The sequence below is a fragment of the Pseudomonas sp. AM8 genome, assembly GCF_036346475.1.
GTDB lineage: Bacteria > Pseudomonadota > Gammaproteobacteria > Pseudomonadales > Pseudomonadaceae > Aquipseudomonas > Aquipseudomonas marginalis.
Genome location: NZ_JAOTNX010000001.1, coordinates 820,563 through 846,946, shown reverse-complemented (window position 1 = coordinate 846,946; position 26,384 = coordinate 820,563). Strand labels below are relative to the sequence as shown.

Annotated in this window: 23 protein-coding genes; 6 read left to right on the top strand and 17 right to left on the bottom strand. The window is 62.2% G+C overall.

The window, feature by feature from the left end; all coding sequences use genetic code 11:
- Positions 1–24: 24 nt before the first annotated feature.
- A complete protein-coding gene (locus V3W40_RS04085) occupies positions 25–3,120 on the bottom strand; it encodes a multidrug efflux RND transporter permease subunit (RefSeq protein ID WP_330214495.1) in 3,096 nt (1,031 codons plus the stop codon).
- Positions 3,117–4,283 carry an efflux RND transporter periplasmic adaptor subunit gene (locus tag V3W40_RS04080; RefSeq protein WP_330214494.1) on the bottom strand — a complete coding sequence of 389 codons (1,167 nt, stop codon included), beginning with the start codon at positions 4,281–4,283 and terminating at the stop codon, positions 3,117–3,119. The genes V3W40_RS04085 and V3W40_RS04080 overlap by 4 nt, the downstream gene beginning before the upstream one ends.
- A 213-nt stretch (positions 4,284–4,496) precedes the next feature.
- Between V3W40_RS04080 and V3W40_RS04075 the strand changes: the two genes are divergently transcribed.
- Both V3W40_RS04075 and V3W40_RS04070 read left to right on the top strand, forming a co-directional pair.
- Positions 4,497–4,730 (top strand): hypothetical protein, encoded by a 234-nt coding sequence (locus V3W40_RS04075; RefSeq protein ID WP_027604750.1) that lies wholly within the window; start codon positions 4,497–4,499, stop codon positions 4,728–4,730.
- Between the two features lie 166 nt (positions 4,731–4,896).
- Positions 4,897–5,679, top strand: coding sequence for a transporter substrate-binding domain-containing protein (locus V3W40_RS04070; protein WP_330214493.1), 783 nt, complete (start codon positions 4,897–4,899; stop codon positions 5,677–5,679).
- 30 nt (positions 5,680–5,709) lie between these two features.
- Here V3W40_RS04070 and V3W40_RS04065 read toward each other — a convergent pair whose 3' ends face one another.
- The 5 genes from V3W40_RS04065 to V3W40_RS04045 all read right to left on the bottom strand — a co-directional run bounded on the left by V3W40_RS04065 (position 5,710) and on the right by V3W40_RS04045 (position 10,105).
- Positions 5,710–6,453, bottom strand: coding sequence for a YkgJ family cysteine cluster protein (locus tag V3W40_RS04065; protein WP_330214492.1), 744 nt, complete (start codon positions 6,451–6,453; stop codon positions 5,710–5,712).
- Positions 6,454–6,561: 108 nt separating this feature from the next.
- Complete coding sequence (locus V3W40_RS04060; protein WP_065924246.1) at positions 6,562–7,044, bottom strand: GNAT family N-acetyltransferase; 483 nt, start codon at positions 7,042–7,044, stop codon at positions 6,562–6,564.
- A 3-nt stretch (positions 7,045–7,047) separates the two neighbouring features.
- Positions 7,048–7,950 (bottom strand): chemotaxis protein CheV, encoded by a 903-nt coding sequence (locus tag V3W40_RS04055; protein ID WP_027604746.1) that lies wholly within the window; start codon positions 7,948–7,950, stop codon positions 7,048–7,050.
- Positions 7,951–8,049: 99 nt separating this feature from the next.
- Positions 8,050–9,024: a 2-hydroxyacid dehydrogenase gene (locus tag V3W40_RS04050; protein WP_065924245.1), complete on the bottom strand. Its 975-nt coding sequence runs from the start codon at positions 9,022–9,024 to the stop codon at positions 8,050–8,052.
- A 112-nt stretch (positions 9,025–9,136) separates the two neighbouring features.
- Positions 9,137–10,105: a LysR family transcriptional regulator gene (locus tag V3W40_RS04045; protein WP_330214491.1), complete on the bottom strand. Its 969-nt coding sequence runs from the start codon at positions 10,103–10,105 to the stop codon at positions 9,137–9,139.
- 183 nt (positions 10,106–10,288) lie between these two features.
- On the opposite strand from V3W40_RS04045, the gene V3W40_RS04040 reads away from it, so the two are divergent.
- From V3W40_RS04040 to V3W40_RS04025, 4 genes are read left to right on the top strand one after another with little or no spacing between them, the layout of a single operon-like run.
- Complete coding sequence (locus V3W40_RS04040; protein ID WP_330214490.1) at positions 10,289–11,824, top strand: efflux transporter outer membrane subunit; 1,536 nt, start codon at positions 10,289–10,291, stop codon at positions 11,822–11,824.
- Positions 11,825–11,850: 26 nt separating this feature from the next.
- Positions 11,851–14,028: an FUSC family protein gene (locus V3W40_RS04035; protein ID WP_330214489.1), complete on the top strand. Its 2,178-nt coding sequence runs from the start codon at positions 11,851–11,853 to the stop codon at positions 14,026–14,028.
- Positions 14,018–14,218, top strand: coding sequence for a DUF1656 domain-containing protein (locus V3W40_RS04030; protein ID WP_027604741.1), 201 nt, complete (start codon positions 14,018–14,020; stop codon positions 14,216–14,218). The genes V3W40_RS04035 and V3W40_RS04030 overlap by 11 nt, the downstream gene beginning before the upstream one ends.
- Positions 14,219–14,228: 10 nt before the next feature.
- Entirely contained in the window at positions 14,229–15,086 is an 858-nt protein-coding gene (locus V3W40_RS04025) for an HlyD family secretion protein (RefSeq protein WP_330214488.1), read from the top strand.
- On the opposite strand, the gene V3W40_RS04020 is transcribed toward V3W40_RS04025, so the two are convergent.
- From V3W40_RS04020 to V3W40_RS03975, 10 genes are all read right to left on the bottom strand, one after another.
- Positions 15,083–16,387 carry a hypothetical protein gene (locus V3W40_RS04020; protein ID WP_330214487.1) on the bottom strand — a complete coding sequence of 435 codons (1,305 nt, stop codon included), beginning with the start codon at positions 16,385–16,387 and terminating at the stop codon, positions 15,083–15,085. The genes V3W40_RS04025 and V3W40_RS04020 overlap by 4 nt on opposite strands.
- A 136-nt stretch (positions 16,388–16,523) precedes the next feature.
- Positions 16,524–16,937 carry a DUF4440 domain-containing protein gene (locus V3W40_RS04015; RefSeq protein WP_065924239.1) on the bottom strand — a complete coding sequence of 138 codons (414 nt, stop codon included), beginning with the start codon at positions 16,935–16,937 and terminating at the stop codon, positions 16,524–16,526.
- Positions 16,938–17,750, bottom strand: coding sequence for an SDR family oxidoreductase (locus V3W40_RS04010; protein WP_330214486.1), 813 nt, complete (start codon positions 17,748–17,750; stop codon positions 16,938–16,940). It lies immediately after the preceding gene.
- Positions 17,751–17,764: 14 nt separating this feature from the next.
- Positions 17,765–18,229 carry a hypothetical protein gene (locus tag V3W40_RS04005; RefSeq protein ID WP_027604736.1) on the bottom strand — a complete coding sequence of 155 codons (465 nt, stop codon included), beginning with the start codon at positions 18,227–18,229 and terminating at the stop codon, positions 17,765–17,767.
- Between the two features lie 381 nt (positions 18,230–18,610).
- Positions 18,611–20,062: a mannose-1-phosphate guanylyltransferase/mannose-6-phosphate isomerase gene (locus V3W40_RS04000; RefSeq protein WP_330214485.1), complete on the bottom strand. Its 1,452-nt coding sequence runs from the start codon at positions 20,060–20,062 to the stop codon at positions 18,611–18,613.
- Between the two features lie 105 nt (positions 20,063–20,167).
- Complete coding sequence (locus tag V3W40_RS03995; protein WP_027604734.1) at positions 20,168–20,821, bottom strand: alginate O-acetyltransferase AlgF; 654 nt, start codon at positions 20,819–20,821, stop codon at positions 20,168–20,170.
- 16 nt (positions 20,822–20,837) lie between these two features.
- Positions 20,838–22,022, bottom strand: a complete 1,185-nt coding sequence (locus tag V3W40_RS03990) for an alginate O-acetyltransferase (protein ID WP_330214484.1) — start codon at positions 22,020–22,022, stop codon at positions 20,838–20,840.
- 11 nt (positions 22,023–22,033) lie between these two features.
- Positions 22,034–23,566 (bottom strand): MBOAT family O-acyltransferase, encoded by a 1,533-nt coding sequence (locus tag V3W40_RS03985; protein WP_065938586.1) that lies wholly within the window; start codon positions 23,564–23,566, stop codon positions 22,034–22,036.
- A 234-nt stretch (positions 23,567–23,800) separates the two neighbouring features.
- Positions 23,801–24,910 carry a mannuronate-specific alginate lyase gene (locus tag V3W40_RS03980; protein WP_330214483.1) on the bottom strand — a complete coding sequence of 370 codons (1,110 nt, stop codon included), beginning with the start codon at positions 24,908–24,910 and terminating at the stop codon, positions 23,801–23,803.
- A 24-nt stretch (positions 24,911–24,934) separates the two neighbouring features.
- Positions 24,935–26,380: an alginate O-acetyltransferase gene (locus tag V3W40_RS03975; protein WP_074845124.1), complete on the bottom strand. Its 1,446-nt coding sequence runs from the start codon at positions 26,378–26,380 to the stop codon at positions 24,935–24,937.
- Positions 26,381–26,384: the final 4 nt, after the last annotated feature.

Below are 26,384 nucleotides of genomic sequence, written 5' to 3'. Positions count from 1 at the left end.
TTGCTCCAGGGCGGTGCCTTGGCCTCAGTGTGTGGTCGCCAGCTCGGCACCTGGCTTGGGCCGGTGGAAAAATTTCTCAAGGTACAAGTATATGACCGGTGTGGTGAACAGCGTCAGCGCCTGGCTCACCAGCAAGCCGCCGACCACCGCGATGCCCAGGGGCTGGCGCATTTCCGCGCCAGGGCCAGCGCCGAGCATCAACGGTACCGCGCCCAGCAGAGCGGCGAGGGTGGTCATGATGATCGGCCGGAACCGCGTGATGCAGGCTTCATAGATTGCCTCTTCCGGCGGCAGCCCGCGTACCCGCTGGGCGTCCAGGGCGAAGTCGATCATCAGGATGCCGTTCTTCTTCACGATGCCGATCAGCAGCACCAGGCCGATCAGCGCCATGATCGAAAAGTCCTGGCCCATCAGCGACAGCATGATCAGCGCGCCCAGCCCCGCCGAGGGCAAGGTGGAGATAATCGTCAGCGGGTGCACGAAGCTCTCATACAACACACCCAGAATGATGTAGACAGCCACCAGCGCCGCGAGGATCAGCCAGGGCTGGCTGGCCAGCGAACTCTGGAACGCCTGGGCCGCGCCCTGGAAGTTGCCGATGATGGTGGTTGGCATGCCGATTTCATTCTTGGCCTGGTTGAGCATGATCACCGCGTCACCCAGCGCCACACCGGGTGCCAGGTTGAACGACAGGTTGGCGGCGGGGAACATGCCGTCATGGCTGATGGACAGAGGTCCCACGGTCGGTGGGTCGACCTTGGCCACTGCCGACAACGGCACCATCTCATTGGTCAGCTTTGATCGCAGGTAGAAGTAGTTCAGGCTTTCGGCCTTGCCGCGCTGTTGGCTGTCCAGCTCCAGCACCACCTGGTACTGGTTGATCTCGGTCTGGAACTCGTTGATCTGGCGCTGGCCGAAGGCATCGTAGAGCGCCTGGTCGACGTCGGTGGCGGTCAGCCCAAAGCGCGCGGCGGCCTGGCGATCAATGCTGATATGGGTGATGCTGCCGCCCAGTTGCAGGTCGTTGGACAGGTCGCGAAACGCCGGGTTGGTGCGCAGTTTTTCGGTCAGGCGCTGGGTCCAGGTGTTGAGTGTCGGGCCGTCGTTGCTCTTGAGTACGTACTGGTACTGGGCGCGGCTGGGGCCGGAGCTGAGGTTGATGTCCTGGCCCGCGCGCAGGTACAGCACGATGCCCGGCACTTTCGCGAGCTTGGGCCGGATGCGGTCGATGAACTGGCTGGCGGACACGTCGCGATCACCGCGGTCTTTCAAGGCGATCCAGAAGCGCCCGTTGGCGATGGTCTGGTTGCTGCCGGTCACGCCCACCGAATGGGAAAACGCCTGCACCGCCGGGTCATCCTTGACGATCTCGGCCAGGGCCTTGTGCTTGGCGACCATGTCCGGGTATGACACATCGGCCGCCGCTTCGCTGGTGCCGAGCACAAAACCGGTGTCCTGTACCGGAAAGAAGCCCTTGGGGATAAACACGTAGCCGGCCACGGCCAGGGCCAGGGTCACCACGAATAGCGCGGCCATGCTGCGCTGATGGGCCAGCGCGCGACGCAGGTTGCGCGCGTAGCCGGCCAGCAGGCGTTCGCTGAAGCCGGGTTTGTCGTGGGCGGGATGGGTCGGGGCGCGCATGAACAGCGCGGCCAATGTCGGTGCCAGGGTCAATGAGACCACCACCGAAATCAGGATGGTCGAGGTGGCCGTCAGCGCGAACTCCTTGAACAGCCGTCCGACCACACCGCCCATGAACAGCAGCGGAATAAACGCCGCCACCAGCGAGAAGCTGATGGACACCACGGTAAAGCCAATCTCGCCGGCGCCCTTGATCGCCGCTTCGCGCTTGTCGAGCCCCGCTTCGAGGTGGCGGTGAATGTTCTCCACCACCACGATGGCATCGTCGACCACAAAGCCCACGGCGATCACGATCGCCACCAGGGTGAGGTTGTTCAGGCTGAAGCCCATCAGGTACATCAACGCAAAACTGGCGACCAGCGACACGCCGAGCACGCTGGACACAATCAGTGTCGCCGACAACTGGCGCAGGAACAGCGCCATCACCGCCACCACCAGCAGGATGGCGATCAGCAGGGTGACTTCCACTTCATGCAGGGACGCGCGGATGGTCTTGGTGCGGTCGGTCAACACGCTGACCTGCACCGACGCCGGCAGCATGCCTTGCAGGCGCGGCAGTTCGGCCTGGATGCGGTCCACCGTCTCGACAATGTTGGCGCCGGGCTGGCGCGAGATCACCAGGTTGACCCCCGGAGTGTCGCCGGACCAGGCCTGCACGTAGGCGTTTTCCGAACCGTTGATGACTTTGGCGATATCGCGCAGTTGAACGGGGGCGCCATCCTTGTAGGACACAATCAGTCGGGCATAGTCCTCCGGGTGAAACAGCTGGTCGTTGGTCGACAGGGTCGACACGCTGTTCTCGCCGTAGATCGCACCCTTGGCCAGGTTGAGGCTCGATTGCTGGATGGCCAGGCGAATATCGGCCAGGGTCAGGCCGATGGCCGCGAGTTTGTCGGGGGACGCCTGCACACGGATCGCCGGGCGTTGCTGGCCGGTGATGTTGATCTGGCCGACCCCGTCGATCTGGCTGATCTGCCGCGCCAGCAGGGTTTCCACATAGTCGCTCAACTCGGTGCTGGGCATGCTGTCGGAGCTGACACTGAGGATCAGCACCGGGCTGTCCGCCGGGTTGACCTTCTTCCAGGTGGGCAGGCTCGGCATGTCGCTGGGCAGCTTGCCGGATGCGGTGTTGATCGCTGCCTGCACTTCCTGCGCGGCGGTGTCGATGCTCTTGTCGAGGGTGAATTGCAGGGTCAACAGGCTTGAGCCCAAGGCACTGCTGGAGGTCATCTGGGTCATGCCGGGGATGGCGCTGAACTGCACTTCCAGCGGCGTCGCTACCGAGGAGGCCATGGTGTCCGGGCTGGCGCCAGGCAGTTGTGCGGTGACCTGGATCGTCGGAAATTCCGCCTCCGGCAGTGGCGCGATGGCCAGGCGCGGAAAGGCAATGACCCCGAGCAGCACCAGGGCGAAGGTCAGCAGCAGGGTGGCGACCGGGTGGTCGACGCACCAGGCCGAGGGCGACCGGCTGCCGTTCATGGCTGCACCTTGGCGTCGACGGTCTGGATCACCTGCGGTGGCTCCTTGAGCACCTCCACCTGGGCACCGGCCTTGAGCCGCGACTGGCCATCACTGACCAGTACATCACCGGCCTGCACGCCCTTGATAATGTTGACGTCGCTGTTCTGATAGGTGACTTGCACCGGCACCACATCGACCTTGTCACCGTTGACCCGGTACACGAAGTGCGAATCCAGGCCGCGTTGCACCACGGTCGGCGGCACCACCAAGGCATTTTTGTCGAGGGCGGTCTGGATCTTGATGGTCACCAGTTGTCCCGGCCACAGGCGTTGCGAGGCGTTGTTGAACTCGGCCTTGGCGCGCAGGGTGCCGGTGGTGGAGCTGATCTGGTTATCGATCAGGCTCAAGTGGCCTTCGCCGAGCAGGTCGCCGGTCTGGCCGTCGGTGTCGGCACCCAGGTAGGCGTCGACGCTGGCCTTGGCAGGCGCGGCGATCAGGCCTTGCAGGGTCGGCAGCATCTGTTGCGGCAAAGAGAACTCAACGGCAATCGGGTCGATCTGGGTCACGGAGAACAGGCCCTGGGTATCGCTGGTGCGCAGGAAGTTGCCTTCATCCACATTGCGAATACCGACGCGGCCACTGACCGGTGAGCGAATCTGGGTGTAGGACAGCTGGACCTGGGCTGCATCGATGGCGGCCTGGTTACCTTGGACGGTGGCCTTGAGCTGGTTGACCAGGGCTTGTTGCTGGTCGTAGGTCTGCTTGGACACGCCGTCGTCGACGCTCAATTCCTTGTAGCGCTTGAGGTTGACCAGCGCCACCTGCAACTGCGCCTGGCTCTCGCCCAGTTGCGCCCTGGCCTGGTCGAGGCTGGCGCGGATCGAGCGATCATCGATTCTGGCCAGCAAGTCGCCGGCCTTGACCCACTGGCCTTCCTTGACCGGCAATTGGGTGAGAATGCCGTCGACCTGCGGGCGAATGACCACACTGTGCAGGGATAACACCGTGCCGATGCCGCTGACAAAGCGTGGAATGTCCTGCTGCGCTACGCTCACCACCCGCACCGGGATCGCGGTGGGTGCCGCCAGTCTGGCCTTGGCTGGGCGGGTCAGCGCCCAGGCTGCAACCGCCACGAGCACGAGTACACCCACGATCAGGGCAGTTTTTCGTTGAATGTGCATGGGTGAGGCGCCGGGGCAAAGGATGGGGAGAGTGAGCGGTCTTTATAGCCCTTCAACCCGGTCAGCACGGTGACGGCTAACTGACAGCGCTGTCAGCAAACTCCGACCATTCGTACCGGTGGTGGTTAAAGATCTGAAGCTCGCAGGTATACTGCGCGCCAGTGTGGCCCGCAAGCCGGCCCCGCATCATTTTTTGCACGCCCCGGAGCTTTCATGACTTCCCCGACACAACCCCCTGTTGAAGCGACCGACATCGTCGATCCGGCCAGCGCCGAAGGCGTTGAAAAAGCCGAGATCCCGGCGTTCAAGTTTCCGTTCAAGCCGGGTGAGTTGGCTGGGGCCAGGAATGCGGCCCAACCGTGGTACAAAAACGGCGCCAAGAACGGCCATACCAAGTCGCCAGGCATGGCACCGCCGGGTACTCGTCGTTCGATGGGTAAACGCTGAGATTAACAAGTCGCACATCGTGTCGATTATTGCCTACAGCCTCTGCTGAAATTTCTGATTGTAGGCCTACGACCGTTTCTTGAAAGCTTGCACAGCCTTTGCTCTGCCCCTGTGATTTCAGGGGGAAGCAGGGCGATGCTGGTCTTTCCGGAAAAGGACGTCTCCCTTGGCTCTGATACACATCTGTGTAGTGCTTGCCCTGTTGCTTGCGGCGGATGCCTCTGCGGCCGATGATCCATCGCAGCGTGAAATCCGTTTCGCCGTTGCTGCACAGTTCCCCCCGTTCCAGAGCCGCGACCCGCAAGGGCAGTTGGTCGGCTTGAATATCGAGTTGGGCAACGCCCTGTGCGTGCAGTTGAATGCACGCTGCATCTGGGTCGACCAGGTGCTTGCCGAAGATTTCATCTCCCTTGAAGCCAGGAAATTCGACGCGATCATGGGGATAGCGCCGACGTCGCAACGACAACGCTGGGTGGGCTTCACCGATAACCTCTACCCCTTCACCACGCGCCTGGTGGCGCGCCGGATGTCCAACTTGCAGCCGCGGGTAAAGTCGCTCAAGGGCAAGCGTGTCGGCGTGTTGCTGGGAAGTAATCGTGAGGCTTTTGCCCGCTCGATGTGGGCGCCAAATGGCGTCATCGTCAAGAGCTTCTGGCTCAACAATGAATTAGTCAGCAGCCTTAAAGCCGGCGAGATTGATGCGACCCTGCAAGGCACGGTAGAAATTCGTGAAGCCTTGCTCGACACCGAAGACGGCCACGATTTCGACTTCGTCGGCCCTGCCATTTCGTCCGAGCTTTTGGGCGATGGTGTGGCCATCGCAGTGCGCAAACCTGACACCGCATTGCGCAACGAACTTAACTGCGCCCTTGAACAACTGAAGCAGAGCGGCGAGTACCAGCGGATCATCCAGCCCTACCGCCTTGACGCCGTTCCTGCCGAGCACTGATCGACCGCCGCACGAGGCGGCCTTTAAGGTCTACGCCGCCCGCAGCGAGATAAACGCATAGTTGGCCGGCACCTCGGTGGCAATCTGCGCCCCGGCATCCAGCATCTGCTCGGCGATGTCCATCCCCGAGACATGAAACACCCACTCACTGGCCACGGACGGCTGGTCCACCGCCAGCTCAATCGCCTGGGCAAACGCGCTCATGTCCGGCAGGTACGCGGTAAATCCATCCCCCTTGAGCGCCGTGGTGCGAATGCCGAGCAAGGCGCACACCGCCTCCTTGGTCTGCACGTCGTCTCGGTCGGCCTGGCGCGAGCGTTGGATCAGCTCCACCAGTTCCTGGTCCATCAATTCACCCCCGACGATCAACGCCGGGCCCTGTTCCCAGGATTCCGGCGGGCAATCCTTGGCGGCGGGGTTGAGCGGGATATGGGGGTTGATCTCCATCGGGTAGATGCGGCACACCAACGGGCGGCGCTCGTAGATGCGGCATAGGTTGTCTGCGTCAAGATTCCGGCAGCGCCCGGCGTTGTAGGCGGCAAAGGTGATTGCCACAAACGCCGCGGTGTTGCCGCTGGGCACCACCACCGAACGGCGCTCGGCATGTTCGCGCTGCTGCTGAGGCAGGCCCAGGCCATTGCTCAGGAAACCCTCCACCAGAACGATGACGTTACCGCCGTCAGCCGCCCATTGGCGGGCTTCCTGGAGGGTCAGGGGGACGTGGTGATCGCTGCAGCATTTGCCGCAACCGACGCAGGAAAAATGGGTGTTCATGGCGGATCTGTCACCAGGCTAGGTCAGAGGGCACACAGGAACAGTGACGGGTTTTTACCTCTATCCACCGTTGTGCTGCTCTGGAAGCAAGTTATGCGCCAGCGCCTGTCAGTCCTCGGCGACCACATCCCGCAACACAAAGACCATGCCCGCGCTTTCGTACAGTTGTCGGGCGCGCCGGTTGCTCTCCAGCACCTTGAGGTCGACATAGGGTTCGCCACGCTGCTTGAACACCTGGAAGCAGTGCAGCAGCAACGCGCGGCCCAAGCCTTGGCCTTGAGCGCAAGGATGCACGGACAGGTTCTTGATAAACGCGCTGGTCCAGCACTGCGCCACGCCGAGAATGCCATCGCCATTGCTGGCCACCAGGCACAGCGTGGGATCGAATTCGGCGTCGCTGACAAACAGATGCTGCCAGGCGTGCAGATGAGGAACGCGGCCTCCCCCTTGCTCCTGGGTCATGCGCAGCACCGCATGGATCGCCGGGGCCAGCTCGTCGCGGTAGTGATCCAACTGCGTATGGGCCGGCCATTGAGGGGCAGGCAGGCTGCCGGTGAGGTCGCGGCGCAGCAGTTGGAAATGCTCCGCCACCGGTTACAGCCCCTGTTGCGCCACGGTCTGGGCGGCGACCACCAGGCATTTGGTCAGTTCGGGCGAGGAGAACTTGGTCAGCACCGCGTTGGCACCGGCCAGGCGCGCCTTTTCGCTGTTCATCGCGCTGTCCAGGGAGGTATGCAGCAGTACGTAAAGATCCTGGAAGTCCGGGGTTTCGCGCAGGGTGCGGGTCAGGGCATAACCGTCCATTTCGGACATCTCGATGTCCGACACCACCACATTGATCTGCGCGGCCGTGCCTTGCAGTTCCAGCAGCACATCGATGGCTTCCTTGGCGCTGCGCGCGGTGTGGCAGGTCAGGCCAAGGTTGCGCAGGGTGTGTACCGACTGCTGCAGGGCGACCTGGCTGTCATCCACCACCAGGATCCGCGCATTGCCGAGCACTTCCGCCTCTTCCATGGTCAGGTCGGTAGGCGCCGCTTCAATCGGCGCCGGGGCGATGCCATGGATGACTTTTTCGATGTCCAGCACCTGCACCAGGCCGCCTTCCACCTGGGTCACCCCGGTGATGAACGCACGGTTGCCGCCGGAGCCGTAGGGCGGTGGACGGATATCGGTGGTCAGGCAATGCACGATCTTGCTCACGGCCTGCACATGCAGGCCCTGCTTGGAACGGCTCACGTCGGTGACGATCAGGCAGCCGCCGTTCGGGTCTTCCAGGGGCATTTCCCCCAGGGCGCGACTCAGGTCGATCACCGCCAACGAATTGCCACGCAGGGTGGCGATGCCTTTGACGTGGGGATGAGACTCCGGCAGCTTGGTCAGCGGCGGGCAAGGGATGATCTCGCTGACTTTCAGCAGGTTGATGGCCATCAGCTTGCCGCTGCGCAAGGTAAAGAGCAGAAGCGAGAGTGAGTCTGCGCGGGCTTTGGTGGTGGACATAAAAACCTTCTGTGGATCAGGGATGACGAACTTCTATTGAAGGTTATCGACTCGGGAGAGCCAGGCTTTAACCCGATTTTTTGTCGGGCTGGGCCCGTGTCAGCCCTTCCACACCTGCGGGTTCACCAGGTCCTGCGGGCGCTGGCCCAGCAGGGCGCTGCGCAGGTTGTCCAGCGCGCGGTTGGCCATGGCTTCGCGGGTTTCATGGGTCGCCGAACCGATATGCGGCAGGGTCACCGCGTTGCTCAGTTGGAACAGCGGCGACTCGGCCAACGGCTCCTGCTCATACACATCCAGCCCGGCACCGCGAATGGTCTGGTTTTGCAGGGCCTGGATCAGCGCCGGTTCGTCCACCACCGGACCACGGGAGATATTGATCAGAATCGCGCTGGACTTCATCAGACCCAACTCGCGGGTGCTGATCAGGTGGCGGGTCTTGTCGCTCAACGGCACCACCAGGCAGACGAAATCCGCCTCGGCCAGCAACTGGTCGAGGCTGCGCAATTGCGCGCCCAGTTCCTGTTCCAGCTTGGTCTTGCGGCTGTTGCCGCTGTACAGGATCGGCATATTGAAGCCCAGGCGCCCACGCCGGGCCACGGCCGCGCCGATATTGCCCATGCCAACGATACCGAGGGTCTTGCCATGCACGTCACAGCCAAACAGCGGCGCGCCGACGCTGGCTTTCCATTGGCCGGCCTTGGTCCAGGCGTCCAGCTCGGCCACCCGGCGCGCGCTGCTCATCAGCAGGGCGAAGGCCAGGTCGGCAGTGCTTTCGGTCAGCACGTCGGGGGTGTTGGTGAGCATGATCCCGCGCTCGTTGAAGTACGGCACATCGTAGTTGTCGTAGCCCACCGACACGCTGGACACCACCTCCAGCTTGCCCGCGCCTTCGAGCTGCGCGCGGCCCAGCTTGCGACCCACGCCGATCAAACCGTGGGCGTGAGGCAGGGCTTCATTGAATTGAGCGTTGATGTCGCCCAGCTTGGGGTTGGGCGCGATCACGTCGAAATCCTGTTGCAGGCGTTCGATCATTTGCGGGGTGACACGGCTGAAGGCGAGGACGGTCTTTTTCATTGCAGGCGGGCTCATCGACTACGGAAGAATGCCAAGCACGCTAACATTCCTGCCGGCAATTGTCAGGACACCGCCCCTCCCACATTTAAAGACGTGTATCGCCTGGTAGAAATCAGTTCGCCAGCCGTGCACCGCTGAGGCTGCCGCTCAACTCATACGCCACCAGCTCCGCCTGGTGCGCCGCCAGGATCTCCGGCAACGAACCGCGCAGGTATTCCACCCAGGTCTTGATCTTCGCATCCAGGTACTGGCGAGACGGGTAGATGGCGTACAGGTTCAGCTCCTGGGAGCGATAGGTGGGCATGACTCGCACCAATGTGCCGTTGCGCAGGCCTTCGATGGCCGCATACACCGGCAGCAGGCCGACGCCCATGCCGCTGGTGATCGCGGTTTTCATCGCGTCGGCGGAGTTGACCAGGAACGGCGACGTATTGATTGCCACGCTTTCCTGGCCTTCAGGGCCGTTGAAGGTCCACTTGTCCAACTGGATCACCGGGCTGACCAGGCGCAGGCAGGCGTGGTTTAGCAAATCCTGGGGCCGTTGCGCGCAGCCCCTGGCCTTGACGTAGTCCGGCGAGGCGCAGGCGATGCTGTAGGTGATGCCCAGGCGCTGGGAGACGAAGCCCGAGTCCGGCAGCTCGCTGGCCAGCACGATGGACACGTCGTAGCCCTCGTCCAACAGGTCCGGCACGCGGTTGGCCAGGGTCAGGTCGAAGGTCACGTCTGGGTGGGTGCGGCGGTAGCGGGCGATCGCGTCGATGACGAAGTGCTGGCCGATACCGGTCATGGTGTGCACTTTCAGCTGCCCGGCGGGGCGGGCGTGGGCGTCGCTGGCCTCGGCTTCGGCTTCTTCGACGTAGGCCAGGATCTGCTCGCAGCGCAGCAGGTAGCGTTTACCTGCCTCGGTGAGGGCAATGCGGCGGGTGGTGCGGTTGAGCAAGCGGGTTTGCAGGTGGGCCTCAAGATTGGAGACCGCGCGCGAGACGTTGGCGGTGGTGGTGTCCAGTTGCGCGGCGGCGGCGGTGAAGCTGCCCGCTTCGGCCACGCAACTGAAGGCGCGCATGTTTTGCAAAGTGTCCATGGAGAGTTCTCAGGGGAGATGCCAAATTGTGACAGAAAGTTACGCCGTCCAGTGATCCCTACCAACGGATTATCGCTTGAACGGTAACAAAGATTCACAGGAATGCCAGCTTATCGTCCTCCATGCCGCCGCCTAGAATTGCGCCACCTCCCCCCGCAACACCACCTCAGGAATTCGTTCGCCGTGCCGCGTCGCATCAGCAGAGAGCTGAAGACTCTCATTAACCGAGCGCTGAAGGCTCTCAGTGTTTGCGCTTTATCGTTAGCAATCAGCGGCTGCATCGGAACCGGAGGAATCGCCCCCCAAGGCCAGGCCCTCAATGCCACTACCCTGGCCACCGACGAAGCGATCCGCAGCGCCGTCCAGGATGCCCATTGGCCCACCGCACAATGGTGGCAGGCCTACGGCGACCCCCAGCTCAACCGCTGGGTCGAACTCGCCACCCAAAACAGCCCGAGCATGGCGATGGCCGCCGCGCGGGTGCGGGAAGCGCGGGCCATGGCCGGGGTTGCCGAGTCGGCCGAGTCGCTGCAGATCAACGCTGATACCACCCTCAAACGCCACAATTGGCCGAAGGATCAGTTCTACGGCCCGGGGGAATTGAGCGGTGCCAACACCTGGGACAACAATGCGTCCCTGGGGTTGAGCTACGCCCTCGACCTGTGGGGCCGCGAAAGCAACGCCACCGAGCGTGCCGTCGACCTGGCCCACATGAGCGCGGCCGAAGCCCGCCAGGCCCAGCTTGAACTGCAGAACAACGTGGTGCGCGCCTATATCCAGCTGTCGTTGCATTACGCCAACCGCGATATCGTCGCGGCGACCCTGGCCCAGCAACAGCAGATCCTCGACCTGGCCAACAAACGCCTGGACGCCGGGATCGGCACCCATTTCGACGTGAGCCAGGCCGAAACGTCGCTGCCGGAAACCCATCGCCAATTGGATGCCCTGGACGAGGAAATCGCCCTGAGCCGTAACCAGCTGGCGGCGCTTGCCGGTAAAGGCCCGGGGGAGGGGGCCACGTTGCAGCGTCCGACGCTGTCCCTTGCCGCACCACTGAAACTGCCCTCGAGCCTGCCCGCGCAATTGCTCGGCCAGCGCCCGGATGTGGTTGCCAGCCGTTGGCAGGTCGCGGCGCAAGCCCGTGGCATCGATGTCGCCCACGCCGGTTTCTACCCCAACGTCGACCTGGTCGGCAGCCTCGGCTACATGGCCACCGGCGGCGGCATGCTGGCGTTTCTCGCCGGCAAGAAATTCAACTACAGCGTCGGCCCGGCGATCAGTTTGCCGATCTTCGACGGCGGCCGCCTGCGTGCCGAGCTGGGGGAAGCCAGCGCCGGCTATGACATCGCCGTGGCGCGCTACAACCAGACCCTGGTCAATGCGCTCAAGGGCATCAGCGACCAGTTGATTCGCCGTGAGTCCATGGACAAACAAGCAGCATTTGCGGCGCAGTCGGTGGCCTCGGCGCAGAAGACCTACGACATCGCGATGATCGCCTACCAGCGCGGCCTGACCGATTACCTCAATGTACTCAATGCCCAGACCCTGCTGTTTCGCCAACAACAGGTCGAGCAGCAGGTCCAGGCCGCGCGGCTTGGCGCCCATGCCGAACTGGTGACCGCACTGGGTGGCGGTCTCGACGCCGGCAAAGACCTACCGCAGGACGCCAAGACCCTCCCGAGCAAGACCCCGGCGGCGCTTGCCATGTTTGATCACTGAATAGTTTGGTCACTGAGTAGGATTTAATGACTCCGATGCCTGCACCGCTGCGCTGGCTGCATTCCCTTGAGTGGCGCCGTGGTTTTTTCGACTGGGCACGCAGCGACGGCGTGACCTGGGTGTACATCTTCAAGGTGCTGATCGCCGCGTTCCTCACGCTGTGGCTGGCCATGCGCCTGGAGCTGCCGCAACCACGCACCGCGATGATCACCGTGTTTATCGTGATGCAACCGCAGAGCGGCCAGGTGTTCGCCAAGAGCTTCTATCGTTTCCTCGGCACCCTGGCGGGGTCGGCGGTGATGGTGGTGTTGATCGCGTTGTTTGCGCAGAACACCGAGTTGTTCCTGGGGGCGCTGGCGATCTGGGTCGGCATTTGCACCGCTGGCGCGACACGCAACCGTAACTTTCGCGCCTACGGCTTCGTGCTGGCCGGTTACACGGCAGCGATGGTCGGCCTGCCGGCCCTGGCCCATCCGGACGGCGCCTTTATGGCGGCGGTGTGGCGGGTGCTGGAAATCTCCCTGGGGATCCTGTGTTCCACCCTGGTCAGCGCGGCGATCCTGCCGCAGACCTCCAGTGCAGCGATGCGCAACGCGCTCTATCAGCGCTTTGGCGTGTTCGCGCTGTTCGTCACCGACGGCCTGCGCGGGCGCAGCCAACGTGAAGGGTTCGAGGCCAGCAACGTGCGCTTTATCGCCGAGGCCGTGGGCCTGGAAGGGCTGCGCAGCCTCACGGTGTTCGAAGACCCGCATATGCGCCGGCGCAACGGTCGGCTCAGTCGCCTCAACAGCGAGTTCATGGGCATCACCACGCGCTTCAATGCTTTGCACCAGTTGCTCGAACGCCTGCGCACGGATTCCGCGGATCATGTGGTGGCGGCGATCAAACCGGGCCTGCAGGACCTCGCCGAAGTCCTCGACGGCTTCTCCGGCCGTGCCCTCACCAGCCCCGATGCCGCGCGCCTGGTCAACCAGCTCAGCGCCTACAAGGACAGCCTGCCCGCCAAAGTCCGCAGCCTGCGTGCGACCTTCCAGGAGGGCAATCCGAGCGAGGCCGAACAGCTGGATTTTCACACCGCTTATGAACTGCTCTACCGCTTCGTCGATGACCTGCACAACTACGCGCAAACCCACGCCTCCCTGGCCGATCACAGCCATGCACGGGAGCAATGGGACGAAACCTTCAGCCCCAAAACCAACTGGCTGGCCTGCGCCGCCTCGGGGATTCGCGCGTCGTTCATCCTGATTGTGCTGGGCAGTTACTGGGTGGCCACGGCCTGGCCCAGCGGTGCCACCATGACCTTGATCGCCGCTGCCACCGTCGGCCTGTCCGCCGCCACGCCCAACCCCAAGCGCATGGCGTTCCAGATGGCCTGCGGCACCTTGATCGGCGCGTTGGTGGGCTTTGTGGAAATGTTCTTCGTGTTCCCGTGGATCGACGGCTTCCCGCTGCTGTGCGTGATGCTCGCCCCGGTGATCATCCTCGGCGCGTTCCTCGCCTCACGCCCGCAATATGCCGGTGTGGGCGTAGGCCTGCTGATTTTCTTCAGCACTGGTTCGGTGCCGGACAACCTCACGGTCTACAACCCCTACATCTTTATCAACGACTACATCGCCATGATCATTGGCATGCTGGTATGCGCGGCGGCGGGGGCGATCATCCTGCCGCCCAACAGCCGCTGGCTGTGGCGGCGCCTGGAGCAGGACCTGCGCGAACAGGTGGTGTATGCCATCAGCGGCAAGCTCAAGGGGTTGGCGTCGAGTTTCGAAAGCCGCACCCGAGACCTCCTGCACCAGGCCTACGGCCTCGCTGTCGGCCAGCCGCAAGTGCAACGCGACCTGCTGCGCTGGATGTTCGTGGTGCTGGAAGTCGGCCACGCGATCATCGAGTTGCGCAAGGAACAGGCGATCCTGCCGGTACACCCGGCCTATGCCGAATCCCAGCCGTGGCGCCAGGCGATCCGGGTCATGGGGCGTTCGTTGGTGCGCCTGTTCCTGCAACCCAGCGCCAGCAACCTGGAGCGTGGCCTGATCGCCGTCGACCACGCGATCAGCCGCGTGCAGGCCACCGACGAACCCTTCGCCCCGCACTTCGATACCTCGGCCCTGCGCCGGGTGAAAAGCTACCTGCACTTTATCCGCACCTCGTTGCTGGACCCGCAATCACCGCTGGCGGCCCTCAAAGGAACCCCGAATGCCTCGTGAAATCGCATTCCACGGCATCTATATGCCGACCATGACCCTGATGTTCCTGATCGCGGCCGCGTTGGCCTGGGCCCTGGACCGCTTCCTGGCCGGCTTCGACCTGTACCGGTTTTTCTGGCACCCGGCGCTGCTGCGCCTGAGCCTGTTCGTTTGCCTGTTCGGCGCCCTGGCGCTGACCGTCTACCGTTGAGAATGCCCCGATGAAAAAGTTTTTCAGCCTGCTCGCGACCTTGCTGGTACTGGCTTTGGCGATCTGGATTGGCCGCACGTTGTGGGTGCACTACATGGAAACGCCGTGGACCCGCGACGGCCGCGTGCGTGCCGACATCATCAACGTCGCCGCCGACGTCACCGGCGAAGTGGTCGACGTGCCGGTGCGCGATAACCAGTTGGTGAAAAAGGGCGACCTGTTGATGCAGATCGACCCCGAGCACTACCGCATCGCGGTCAAGCAGGCGCAGTCCCTGGTCGCCTCGCGCAAGGCCACCTGGGAAATGCGCAAGGTCAACGCCCACCGCCGCGCCGACCTCGACGCCCTGGTGATCTCCAGGGAAAACCGCGACGACGCCAGCAACATCGCTGACTCGGCCCTGGCCGATTACCAGCACGCACTGGCACAACTCGAGGCGGCCGAACTCAACTTGAAACGCACCCAGGTCGTGGCAGCGGTGGACGGCTACGTCACCAACCTCAACGTGCATCGCGGCGACTACGCGCGCATCGGCGAAGCCAAGATGGCCGTGGTGGATATGAACTCGTTCTGGGTCTATGGCTTCTTCGAAGAAACCAAGCTGCCCCATGTGAACGTCGGCGACAAAGCTGACATGCAGTTGATGAGCGGCGAGACGTTGAAGGGGCACGTAGAAAGCATCTCCCGCGGCATCTACGACCGCGACAACCCCGAGAGCCGCGAATTGATCGCCGATGTGAACCCGACCTTCAACTGGGTGCGCCTGGCCCAGCGGGTGCCGGTGCGGATTCACATTGATGAAGTGCCGCAGGGGGTGTTGTTGGCGGCGGGGATTACCTGCACGGTGATTGTCGATAGCGTGCCCTAGCCGAATAAGCACCTTAGCTGGCCTACACCCTTTTCATCGATACCCAAGACGTTCGCACCGGCAATGATTCGCTGGTCACCCCGTTCGGTCAGCAGCACAGGGGGGGATCTGGGTTCGGACTGCATGTCGTTGTAACCCTGGTTGTTGAAGGCCAGATCCAGCGCGCCGTGGGTTTTGAATTGAGCGATGTAGATCCAGTTGCCGGTTGACGCCGTCACCAGGTTGCCTGTGCTGGTTTGCATGATGCATTGCCAGCCATTGTCGTGGTTGCTGTCGAATTGGCTGACCAGGGGTTTACCGTTATTGAACAGTTGGTGCACGGCGCCGTTTGGGGTAATGGCCTGCATGAGACCTTTTGTGCTTTCCGCGCCGCCCTGCCCAATTTGGCCGGCGCCAACAAGACTGTTGTCCGCGCGCTCGGTCAGAGCGTTGAAGGTGGTGTGATCCTTGATACTGTCCATGGGATGAAACCCCGGCGTCTTGGGACTGCCAAAGCCGGCGTCCGGGCTGCCGTCAGGGTTGAGGCGGGCAAACAGGGCGGTCTTGAGGGGGGGGATAAACCGGGCATGTCCAACAAACACTATTTTGTGATCACTGCCCTGGCTGATACACGCGTTGACCGCCGTGGCCACATTGGAGCCGGCAAGTTTGAACTCCAGCCTGCCAGTTTTGTTGAAGCTTTCGTCCAGTGCACCATTGGGCTGCAGGCGAAACAGCACACCCACTGTCTGGTCCGGATTGTCGTGGGCTACATAGTTGGCGCTCACTAAAATACGTCCGTCACTCTGGACGTGTACTGTCGCTGATTCTCCTATGAGTTCTTCGTAGTCCTTGGTGGGCAGAATGCGCCGCCCTTGCTCGGCAAAATTCGTGTCGGGCTTACCTTCGCTGTTGAAACGTGCAATCACCAAGTTCGCCCAGCCATTGGATGCACTGCGCCATGTCCAGCCCAGCATCAGGATGTTGCCGGCCGATTGTACGGTCAGCCTTGAACCACCGGCCGGTAGCGAGGGTAAAAAATCACCGATGACCAGCCCGTTCGTTCCAAACGATTTATCAAGGCTGCCGTCGGCGTTCAGGCGGCCCAAGCCGTATAGGTACTGGTCGTCGTGGTTTCTATACACGCTGGCGCTGAACAAAAGCTTGCCACCCTTTGCGGTTGCAAGTCCTCCGAAGCGAAAGCGAACGTTCAGATCACCATGATCTTCGAGGATTTTTTCCAGGGCTTGCACCCCTCCAATACCGAATTCGGGATCCAGCGTGCCGGGTTGCGTCTTTGAGGGTTTTTTGGACTTACGCATCAACGCATCCCTTCTTTGGTTGGAGAGGAAAGTCTGCCCCCTGGATACAACGTGTGCTCAAACCCTGCGACGTTTTCAGTCTGGTCTTGGTGTAATACCGCGTCTACTGTCAGATCTGACAGGTGCTAGTTGGCCATTATTGGCTGCGCGCCTGAGGCACAAAAGTCTCATGCAGATGACGCCACAGCAACGCACCGCTGGCCTGTTTCTCAAACACCACGGTCGCACGGCGATCCGTCTGTGTGCCGCTGGCATCGATCTGATGTTCGCGATAAGTCACCGTTGCGCCGCGCGCATGCCGGTCAATCCCAGCCATTTCACTCAAGGTGATCTTCAACCCCGGGCGCATGCCGCCCAGGCGAGTGAACAGCGCGTTGACCCCGGCTGCATTGACGCGTGTGCCGGTGGCGGGGGCGATCATGCTGAACTCGGGCGAGAAGCGCGCAAGCAGGCTTTGCAGGGTGCCTTCTGGCGCAACCCCGGCAAACCATTGCTCGATCTCGACGTGGGTCTGGATCACTTCTTCAAAAAAATCGCTGTAGTCGATCATTTACAAACTCCCATTCAAACCAAAGCGTTTTTTCAACACGGCTTCCAATAATCCCTTGGGCAACAACGCGGCCATCAACGGCAACGCCCGGCTGCCATTGCCCGAGCGCAACAGGCGCGGCGGCTGTGGTTGTTGCACGGCCTTGAGCACATCCGCTGCAAACACGCCGGCCGGGGTGGGCTTGTCCTGAGAGGCCTGGCTGCGTGCGCGAATGCCCTCGCGCAACGGCCACCACGGCGATTTTTCGTTGATTAACAGCTCGGCCTGGGCGCCGGCGTTTTTGGCAAAACTCGTATTGATGGCGCCGGGCTGGACCTCCATCACCCGCACCCCAAACGGTGCCAGCTCCATGCGCAGTGCATCACTCAGCGCATGCACCGCCGCCTTGGAGGCGCAGTAGGCGCCGGCAAACGGCGTGACCAGCACGCCGGAAACGCTGCCGATATTCACCACCAGCCCTTTGCGCTTGCGCAGGGCAGGGAACAGCGCCTGGGTCACGCCGACGATGGAAAATACGTTGGTCTCGAACTGGCGCTGCATCGCCTCGGTGCCGCCATCGAGCAGCGGGCCCATGGCGCCGTAGCCGGCGTTGTTGATCAGTACATCCAGCTCTCCCAGTTGTTCGGCCAGGCGCTGTAAAGCGGCACTGTCATTGACGTCGAGTTCGACGGCATTGAAATCCGCGGCGGCGAGGGCGGTGACGTCTTGCGGGCGGCGGGCGCTGGCCCACACGTTGAAACCGGCGGATTTGAAGGCCTCGGCCAGGGCGCGGCCAATACCGCTGGAGCAACCGGTGATGAGTACGTTGGGCATGGATCAGTCCTTTGTCAGTCCGAGAAGCTGCCTTGCAGATGCTCGGCGCGAAATTCCAGGGTTTGCGCGCGGTAGCCGGGGCGCAGGGGCGGGGTCGGCAGGCAGTCGTCCCAAGTGGCGCCGGCCTGCAACTCGCCGGGGCCGCGATAGCGCGGGGCAGCATAGACGTTGTCGGCCAGGTTGACCGTATCGCCCGGCGCATAGGCGGCGACGCGCCAGCGCAGTTCGGTGAGGGGGACGTCGTTGCCGTTGTTCAGGGTCAGCTTGAGCGGTCGGTCAGCCGGGCATTCCTGCGGGGCGTAGGTGATGCGCAGTTCCAGGCGCGCCAGTTGCGAGGCTTCGCGGTTGTCCAGCCACACCACCCACACCGCGACAAGACCCAGGCCGACGGCAGCGGCCAACGATACCGGCAATGCCTTGGCCGGGTAGCGCAGCAGGAGGATCAGCCAGGTGATGATCAGTAGAACGCCGAAGAACATGGAGACCACCTCGAATAGGGAACGAGCATCCTAACTTAAGCGTAGGTGGGATTGGCTACCTTGAGTGCTGTGGTGGGCGTGCCGACCTCATCGTGGGCTTGCCCCCGATAAGCATAAGTATCTACACAACTTCAGTAGGATAACGCGTAGCAGCTGTCGAGCCTTGGCGAGGCTGCGTTTGCGGCGCGTCTGACACACCGCCGACGCAGCCTCGCCAAGGCTCGACAGCTGCTACGCAGGGGGCTCGGCTCAAGATGTGTAGATACTTATGCCCCGATAAGGCCCTCACCGCCAGCGCAAATCCCAAACAAAAAGCCCCCACCCAACCCACTGCGGATAGGGGACGCAATGGGCTGGGTGAGGGCTTCTTGTACGACTGTTTTACTGCGCGATAGTTTTCACCGAAACGCCGCGTTCAACCGGCGTCGAGCGCCCGTAGATATCTTCAAACCGCTCGATATCGTCTTCGCCCAGGTAGCTGCCAGATTGCACTTCGATGATCTCCAACGGGATCTTGCCCGGGTTGCGCAGGCGGTGCACCGAGGCGATCGGGATGTAGGTGGACTGGTTCTCGCAGAGCAGGAACACGTTCTCGTCACAGGTGACTTCGGCGGTGCCGCTGACCACGATCCAGTGTTCGGCGCGGTGGTGGTGCATCTGCAGCGACAGGCACGCGCCCGGCTTGACCGAGATGTGCTTGACCTGGAAGCGGCCGCCCATGTCCACCGAGTCGTAGGAGCCCCACGGACGATAGACTTCGCAGTGGTTCTGGGTTTCGCTGCGGCCCTGTTCGTTGAGGGTGTTGACCATCTGCTTGACACCCTGGACCTTGTCCTTGTGGGCAATCATCATCGCGTCCTTGGTTTCCACCACGACGATGTTTTCCAGGCCGATCACCGATACCAGCTTGCCGTTGCCGTGGATCATGCAGTTCTTGCTGTCCTGGATCACCACGTCGCCCTTGGTGACGTTGCCGTTGGCGTCTTTATCGTTGACCGCCCACAGCGAGGCCCAGCAACCCACGTCGCTCCAACCGGCGCTCAACGGCACCACGCAGGCGCGCTGGGTTTTTTCCATCACGGCGTAGTCGATGGAGTTGTCCGGGCAGCAGGCGAAGGTGGCTTCGTCGAAGGTCACGGTGTCGGCATCTTGCACGCTGCGCTCCAGGGTCAGCACACAGGTGTCGTAGATGTCCGGATCGTGCTTTTTCAGCTCTTCCAGGAAGCGGCTGGCGCGGAACAGGAACATGCCGCTGTTCCAGAAGTAACCGCCGCTTTTGACGAACTCGACGGCACGTTTTTCATCGGGTTTTTCCACGAACTGCTGTACGCGGCTCACGCCTTCGGGCAGCAGCGAATCGTTGGTGGACTTGATGTAGCCGTAGCCGGTTTCCGGACGGGTCGCCGGCACGCCGAACAGCACCATCTCGCCACGCTCGGCGGCCACGGTGGCCAGGGCCAGGGCGCGTTGCAGGGCTTTCTGGTCGTCGATCACGTGGTCGGCCGGCAGCACCAGCATCAGTTCATCACGGCCTTCGTTGACCAGCATCATCGCGGTGAGGGCCACGGCCGGCGCGGTGTTGCGGCCGAAGGGTTCCATCAGGATGCGTTGGCACTCCAGTTTACGGTTGGCCAGTTGCTCGTTGACGATGAAGCGATGGTCCTTGTTGCAGACCACGATCGGGGAGTCCATGCCTTCGAACACCAGGCGTTCCAGGGTTTGCTGGAACAGCGTGTGCTCGCCGGTCAGGGCCAGGAATTGTTTTGGGAACTGTTTACGGGAAAGCGGCCAAAGACGTGAGCCGCTACCACCGGAAAGGATTACTGGGATCATGTGTTTCTCCTTGAATCAATTTGGGTCAGAGCTACGAAGGTTTGTCGTTTCACTCTTGTTTTTGTCTCGTGTCCGGGTCGGCCGCAGCCGACCCGGAAAATTCATTCAGCGGGTCGACACCGGGCGTTTTACCCAGACTGGCGAAATGCTCGAACCCGAACCGGTGACGTACAGCACCGCTGCCTCACCACGCTCCAGGGCCACTGGCTTCACGTCGCCGACTTTCTTGTCGCCGTCATACAACGCCAGGCTCACCTTCACCGGGTTGATTTCACGTTCGCCACGGCCTTTGGCGGCCACCGACTTGACCACGTCGGTCTTGCCGTCGGCGGTTTTCAGGGTCAGGGCCTTGTCGCTGAGGTTCTGCACGCGCACCAGGGATTTCTGCTTGTTCTTGAACGGCGGTTCTTCGATCAGCTGTGGCTGGCCGCTGTTGTTGTTGACCAGGGTGTAGTAGTGGTCCGGGGCGAGCTTGACCGGCACGGTCTGGCTGCCGACCTTGGCGCTGTAGTCGCCGCCGGGCATGAAGCTGAAGTCGCTGCTGGCCAGCGGGGCCACGTCGCTGAGGTTGGTGCTGCCGACAGTGGCGCTGACTTCCTGGTTGGAGGCGTTGTAGATCCGCACGAAGCTTGAGCCTTTCGGTGCGACTGGGCCGTACAAGGCAGCGTCACCGGCGAAGGCGGACAGGGATACCAAGCTCATACCGGCAGCCAGGGCCAGAGTCTTAGCGAGACGACGCGGAGTAGTAGTGAAAGTCATGTGAGTTACCTCTCTTTCAGTTTTGCGCCCGGTCGGGCGTCTCGGATTTTGGGTTTTTAGCTGGGGTGTTCAGTGCCATGTTTTGTTGGCGCGAACCGGCTTGTTTAAGTTGCGCAACCCACGATGGGTCGGCATCACCGATTTCGTTGTTCACGGGCAGATAACGTTCAGGAAACTCCCAGATCAGCACCTGTGGCGGGCTGTTCTTGAAGTCGTCACTTTTCAGGTAGCTGAGCATCGGCAGGATCGGGCCGTGGCCGTCTTCGGCGTAGCTGACCACGTCGCTGCCCAGGGCTTGCTTGAGGGCGCCGACGAAGTTCCAGTTGGGGTTGGCGCTGTAGCTGGTGCCCACCAGCGCCACCGGGGTTTCGCTGTCGCTGAACAGCGCGTCGTCGCCTTTGGTTTCGGCCAGGTGCGTGACGCGTTTTTCCAGCGGCTCTTTCGGTGGCATCAGGTTTTCGAACAGCGGGTCCAGGGGCAGGAACAGACGCAGGTCGCCTTTATGCGGCTCGGTCTTCTCGGCCTCGGTGACAAAACGCTGCGGCTCGCCGTGGAGCGGGGTCTTGTCGGCGATGGTTTTAGCCAACTGCTTGGCGGCGATTTCGGCGCCGTCCGGGGTCCAGTGGGTGTCGGTGCGCAGGAACACCTGCTTGCCGCCCAGCTTGGCCTGTTGCAGCGGGCCGAGCAGGTCCGGGGCGATGATCTTGTCGGCAGCGACACGGGCGTGGAAGTCCTGGTACAGGTTGGCGTGGATGCTTGCCGGTTTCACTTCACCCAGGTGTTCCGGGTACAGGCGCACCTTGGCCGGCACGATCGCCATCACCAACTGGATGCCCTGGGCCTTGAGCTTCTGGCGCACGCCTTCGACCAGCGCGTAGTTGTCCTCAAGGTTCTGGTCTTCGTTGACGGCGGGGTTGAACTCCTCGTCGCTGTACAGCCAGTGATCGCGGCCCAGCACCACGCCAGGGCGGCCTTCATTGAACAGCTTGTAGTCCAGCGCGGCCCAGAGGTTGGTGCCCAATCGCTTGATCGGGAACTCCTCGTCGTAATGGGTCTCGACGGCCTTGGTCCAGCGACCGTTGAGCACGGTCGCGTCGGCGTTGGTGCGAAAGCCCAGGAAGCTGCGCAGCGACCAGGCGCCCAGGGCCAGCAGCAGCACCAGGAACAGGCCGATATAGAGGACGCGTAATGAACGGGTCATGGTCGGCTCCCTCAGAATTGGAAGTAAAGGAACGGCGAGAAACTCTGCGCCGACAGTTTGAGAATCGACGCCACGAACAGCAGCAGCACTGCAGCGCGCATGGCGTAGCGTGGCCAGTCAGCAGTCCAGTAGGCCGGTTGCACGGCAGCGTCACGGCCAACGGTGAAACCTGGCTCGTGGATGCTGCCCGGGTTGTCGCCCGGCACGGCCTTGATCAGGCTCGGGTCGGCCGGCTTGGTTTTCTCGGCAGGGCGGTTGGTGTAGAAGTCGCGCAGGCCGAAGAACGCCAATGTTGCGTACGCCACCACCAGGGTCGCGACTTGCAGGCCGGTGAGGTTGGCGCGGTTGAGTTCCGACAGCGACCACTCGCCGAAGCTGAACATCGCACCGTACATACGGCCGGCGACGTGGAGGTTTTCGGCGCGGAAGATCACCCAGCCCATCACCACCAGCAGGAAGGTGAAGGCCCAGCGCAGGACATTGAAACTGCGCGGTGCGGTGTTGAGGCCGATGGCTTTTTCAATCGCCAGCCACATGCCGTGCCAGGCACCCCACACGATGTAGGTGATGTTCGCACCGTGCCACAGGCCACCGAGCAGCATGGTCAGGAACAGGTTGCGGTAGGTGGTCAGCGTGCCTTTACGGTTGCCGCCCAAGGTGATGTACAGGTAGTCACGCAGCCAGGTGGACAGGCTGATGTGCCAGCGCCGCCAGAACTCGGTGATCGACTGGCTGATGTACGGCTGCTTGAAGTTTTCCATGAAGCGGAAACCCATCATCAAGCCCAGGCCGATGGCCATGTCGCTGTAGCCCGAGAAGTCGAAGTACAACTGCGCGGTGTAGGCCAGTGCGCCGAGCCAGGCATCGCCGGTGGTGGGGTTTTGCAGGGCGAAGCAATGGTCGGCCACTACCGCCAGGGTGTCGGCGATGAAGACCTTCTTGATGAAGCCCTGCATGAACCGCGTGCAGCCCTCGGAGAATTTGTCGAGGGTGTGGGTGCGATTGTTGAACTGGTCGGCCAGGTCGCGGAAACGCAGGACCGGGCCGGCGATCAGGTGCGGGAAGATCGCCACGAACGCCGCGAAGTCGATGAGATTGCGGGTCGCCGGGGTATCGCCACGGTACACGTCGATGATGTAGCTGATGGACTCGAAGATGTAGAACGAGATCCCGATCGGCAGCAGCACGTGGGTGAGGATGAACGGCTCCAGGCCGGCCGACTTCATCATCACGTTGATGCTGTCGACGCCGAAGTTGGCGTACTTGAAGTAGCCGAGGATGCACAGGTCGACCACCACGCCCAGCAGCAGCCAGCGCTGGGCCGGCTTGGTGCGCACGCCGGCGGCACCGACCTTGAGGCCGATCCAGTAGTTCCACAGCGTGACGGCGGCGAACAGCGCCAGGAAGTCCACTCGCCACCAGGCGTAGAACACGTAGCTGGCCAACAGCAGCAGCAGGTTGCGATAGCGTTGCCCGCTCAAGTAGTACAAGCCGAGAAAGATCGGCAAGAACAGAAACAGGAACACATTGGACGAGAAAACCATCCCGATCTCTCCATGTTTAACCAACAGTCAAGGGCCAGAGCCCCCCCAAACCCCCCACAACTTCATGGGCGGCGATGCAGCTTTTGTAGTGAGCGGGCTTGCCCCGCGCTGGGTGGCGAAGCCGCCCCAAAACCCTACACCGCGGTATGCCTGGCACACGGCGGCGGATCGATTAGGACTGCTTCGCAGCCCAGCGCGGGGCAAGCCCGCTCACTACAGGTAATCCATTCAGCCTTAGCTACCTTTGTTGCCTTTTTCATGCGCCGGGTCGTACACCTTGGTCAGGTCACCCCCCAGGCGGAAGGTCTTGAACGGTTGCATCCCGTGCTTGCGCTCGATCACATCCGGTGCGCAGGTGTAGAGGGTGCAGAAGGGTTCGAGCCAGGCGAATTTCATGTCCTCCTTGAGGTCCTTCATGTCCTGCTCTTTGCCGTTCTTCTGTTCGAAGATCTCCGGGTCCTTGACCCCGGCCAGCACTTTGTCGCCCAGGCGCTTGAGTGCGCTGTTGTTTTCCTGGCGCAGGTCGACACCGTTGACCAGGGCAAAACTGGCGATCATCGCCAGCGGCGGCAGGGCGTAGTTGTGGTACGACAAGGCGCGTTGCTGACGCTTCAATTCGTTGGGCAGGAAGCCTTGGTCGTCGACCTGGTTCACGCCGACCTTGTATTCCTTCACGGCCCAGTCAAACAGGTCGCGACGGTTGGTGGCGATGGAGGTTGCCATCACCGACCAGGCGGCCCAGTAGGAGTGGTTGTTGGTTTTTTCCAGCGGCAGGTTGTCCCAGTCGCTCACCACCTGATCGGCCAGTTTGTTGAACCAGGCTTCGATCAGTTGCGATTCCTGCGGGTGGTTGGCCAACGGGTGCGAGTCGGAGAACTTCAGGCGTACATAGGCCGACGCCATGCTGCCCAAGGCCCATTTGCGCATGGACTTGCCGGTGTGGTTGAAGTCCTTGGACATCAACGCGTCGGCCTTGGCCCACGACACCAGCCAGTTCAGGGTGCATTCGAGCTGCTCCGGGCGACCGTCGCGCATGAATTGCATCACGCGCTTGCTGGTGTCTTTTTCCAGCTTGGTGATGTCGGCGGTGCTGTCGCGAAAGGCTTTTTCCGACTGCACGTTCAGGGTCGAACGGGCTTTGTCGGAACCTTCGTACTTGCTGCGAAATTGCAGAGGCCCGGTGTAGGGCGTCGGCATGGTGTCGCAGTTTTCCTTGAAGTCGCCGGTCTTGAACGCTTCAATCGGTGCGAAGTAGCCCTGGGGCGGACGCAGCGGGGCGGCGGCGTTGGCTGCACCGGCGAAGATCGCCAGGCCCAGCAACGATGGAATCAATAACTTCTGCATAAGTAACCTCATTGCACGCTTATTTCACGGCGTCGAGGCGGTCTGTTGACCGCCCGCTGGGAATACGTTGCGTGTGCAAATTTTCGCTTCGACCTTCTGCGCGGCAGCGCCCGCTTCGGGGCCCTGCACTTCCACGGCCAGCAAGTTCTGCGAGGCCCAGTCTTCATCGGTGCGCAGTTCAAAGGCGAAACGCCCGTCTGTATCGGATGTTTCGGGTTTCTCGATCTTGATGTCCTCGTGGCGCCCGTTCATGTACCAGAGGGTGGCTTGCAAGGTTTTCACCGACGGGTCGGCGAAGCGGATATCAACCTGATGGTTGGCGTTGCGCAGGTCTTTATTCGAACTGTTAACCATCAATTCGTTCTTGCCGGGTTTCAATGTTGTGCTCGCACTCATCTGCGCGGTCTTGCCTTCGCAGCCGTTGTCGAGCAGCGCCATCATCTGGCGGTAGATGGTCTCCTGGTCCAGGCGATAGAGCGGCGAGAATTCCCAGATAAGGATTTTCGGCGGGCTCTTCTGGAATTCGTCGCTGCCCAGGTACTGGATCATCGAGCCTTCCAGGCCACCGCCGGGGAAGGCGACGTTGAGGATGTCGGCGCCGATTTCTTCTTCCAGGAACCCGGCAAAGTTGTAGTTCTTGCCACTGTGGCTGGTGCCCACCAGGGTGATCTGCGGGTTGCCCGAATCGCCGAACAGGTCGCCGTCGCCGGCTTCGCCTTTCGGCTCGGTGGTGAACTGGTCCATGTACTGGATCGCGTAGCTGGTGCCGCACAATTGCCCGGCCATGTTGTGCAGGGTGCCGGTCTTGCCCATGCGCCCGGAGCGCTTGGTCTCGAATTCGCGCTTGGGAATATCGGCAAACTCAGGCATTGCACGCACCTTGGCGCCGACGATTTTCGCCGTGCGCTGGGCGCCGTATGGAGTCCAGTGCTGGTCGCCGCGGAAGTAGAAGTCGTGGGCGGGCAGTTCGTCCGGCAGTTGCTCATTGGTCAACGGTGACAGGTCCGGCACCACGTAGCCCATCTTGGCGAAACGGCCGAGCATGGTCTTGTAGTTGCCCAGGGCCTTGTCGAAATCGAACGAGGCTTTTTCCGCGGGGTTGAGCTTGTTGCGGTTCACCAGGCCACGGGTCGGCTGGTAGACCACCACCAGTTCCACGCCCTTGGCCTTGAACGCGTCGTGCAGTTGTTGCATGCGCTTGTAGCCGGCCGGGCTGGTGTCGAATTCGGTGCGCAGGTCTTCCTGGGTACGGAACAGCCAGTCGCCCTGGGCTTGCACCAGAGTGGTGAAGTTCTGCTGGTAGCGCGTGGTGTAGTTTTTCGCGTCATGGGCGGCCGGGCACAGGCTGCAGCAGGGTTCGGCGGTGAAGGTCGGGGCCTTGATTTCGTCGGCGCGCACGCCCTGGCTGGCTGCGAGCAGGCCGAGGGTCAGACCCGAGAGGCTCAGCAGTTTGATCATGTGTGGGTGCATAAGG

What these genes read in the sequence shown, in the direction of transcription:
- V3W40_RS04085 (WP_330214495.1), bottom strand. Translation starts at nt 3,120, where the DNA reads ATGAACGGCAGCCGGTCGCCCTCGGCCTGGTGCGTCGACCACCCGGTC.
- V3W40_RS04080 (WP_330214494.1), bottom strand. Translation starts at nt 4,283, where the DNA reads ATGCACATTCAACGAAAAACTGCCCTGATCGTGGGTGTACTCGTGCTC.
- V3W40_RS04075 (WP_027604750.1), top strand. Translation starts at nt 4,497, where the DNA reads ATGACTTCCCCGACACAACCCCCTGTTGAAGCGACCGACATCGTCGAT.
- V3W40_RS04065 (WP_330214492.1), bottom strand. Translation starts at nt 6,453, where the DNA reads ATGAACACCCATTTTTCCTGCGTCGGTTGCGGCAAATGCTGCAGCGAT.
- V3W40_RS04055 (WP_027604746.1), bottom strand. Translation starts at nt 7,950, where the DNA reads ATGTCCACCACCAAAGCCCGCGCAGACTCACTCTCGCTTCTGCTCTTT.
- V3W40_RS04050 (WP_065924245.1), bottom strand. Translation starts at nt 9,024, where the DNA reads ATGAAAAAGACCGTCCTCGCCTTCAGCCGTGTCACCCCGCAAATGATC.
- V3W40_RS04045 (WP_330214491.1), bottom strand. Translation starts at nt 10,105, where the DNA reads ATGGACACTTTGCAAAACATGCGCGCCTTCAGTTGCGTGGCCGAAGCG.
- V3W40_RS04035 (WP_330214489.1), top strand. Translation starts at nt 11,851, where the DNA reads ATGACTCCGATGCCTGCACCGCTGCGCTGGCTGCATTCCCTTGAGTGG.
- V3W40_RS04030 (WP_027604741.1), top strand. Translation starts at nt 14,018, where the DNA reads ATGCCTCGTGAAATCGCATTCCACGGCATCTATATGCCGACCATGACC.
- V3W40_RS04025 (WP_330214488.1), top strand. Translation starts at nt 14,229, where the DNA reads ATGAAAAAGTTTTTCAGCCTGCTCGCGACCTTGCTGGTACTGGCTTTG.
- V3W40_RS04020 (WP_330214487.1), bottom strand. Translation starts at nt 16,387, where the DNA reads ATGCGTAAGTCCAAAAAACCCTCAAAGACGCAACCCGGCACGCTGGAT.
- V3W40_RS04015 (WP_065924239.1), bottom strand. Translation starts at nt 16,937, where the DNA reads ATGATCGACTACAGCGATTTTTTTGAAGAAGTGATCCAGACCCACGTC.
- V3W40_RS04010 (WP_330214486.1), bottom strand. Translation starts at nt 17,750, where the DNA reads ATGCCCAACGTACTCATCACCGGTTGCTCCAGCGGTATTGGCCGCGCC.
- V3W40_RS04005 (WP_027604736.1), bottom strand. Translation starts at nt 18,229, where the DNA reads ATGTTCTTCGGCGTTCTACTGATCATCACCTGGCTGATCCTCCTGCTG.
- V3W40_RS04000 (WP_330214485.1), bottom strand. Translation starts at nt 20,062, where the DNA reads ATGATCCCAGTAATCCTTTCCGGTGGTAGCGGCTCACGTCTTTGGCCG.
- V3W40_RS03995 (WP_027604734.1), bottom strand. Translation starts at nt 20,821, where the DNA reads ATGACTTTCACTACTACTCCGCGTCGTCTCGCTAAGACTCTGGCCCTG.
- V3W40_RS03990 (WP_330214484.1), bottom strand. Translation starts at nt 22,022, where the DNA reads ATGACCCGTTCATTACGCGTCCTCTATATCGGCCTGTTCCTGGTGCTG.
- V3W40_RS03985 (WP_065938586.1), bottom strand. Translation starts at nt 23,566, where the DNA reads ATGGTTTTCTCGTCCAATGTGTTCCTGTTTCTGTTCTTGCCGATCTTT.
- V3W40_RS03980 (WP_330214483.1), bottom strand. Translation starts at nt 24,910, where the DNA reads ATGCAGAAGTTATTGATTCCATCGTTGCTGGGCCTGGCGATCTTCGCC.
- V3W40_RS03975 (WP_074845124.1), bottom strand. Translation starts at nt 26,380, where the DNA reads ATGCACCCACACATGATCAAACTGCTGAGCCTCTCGGGTCTGACCCTC.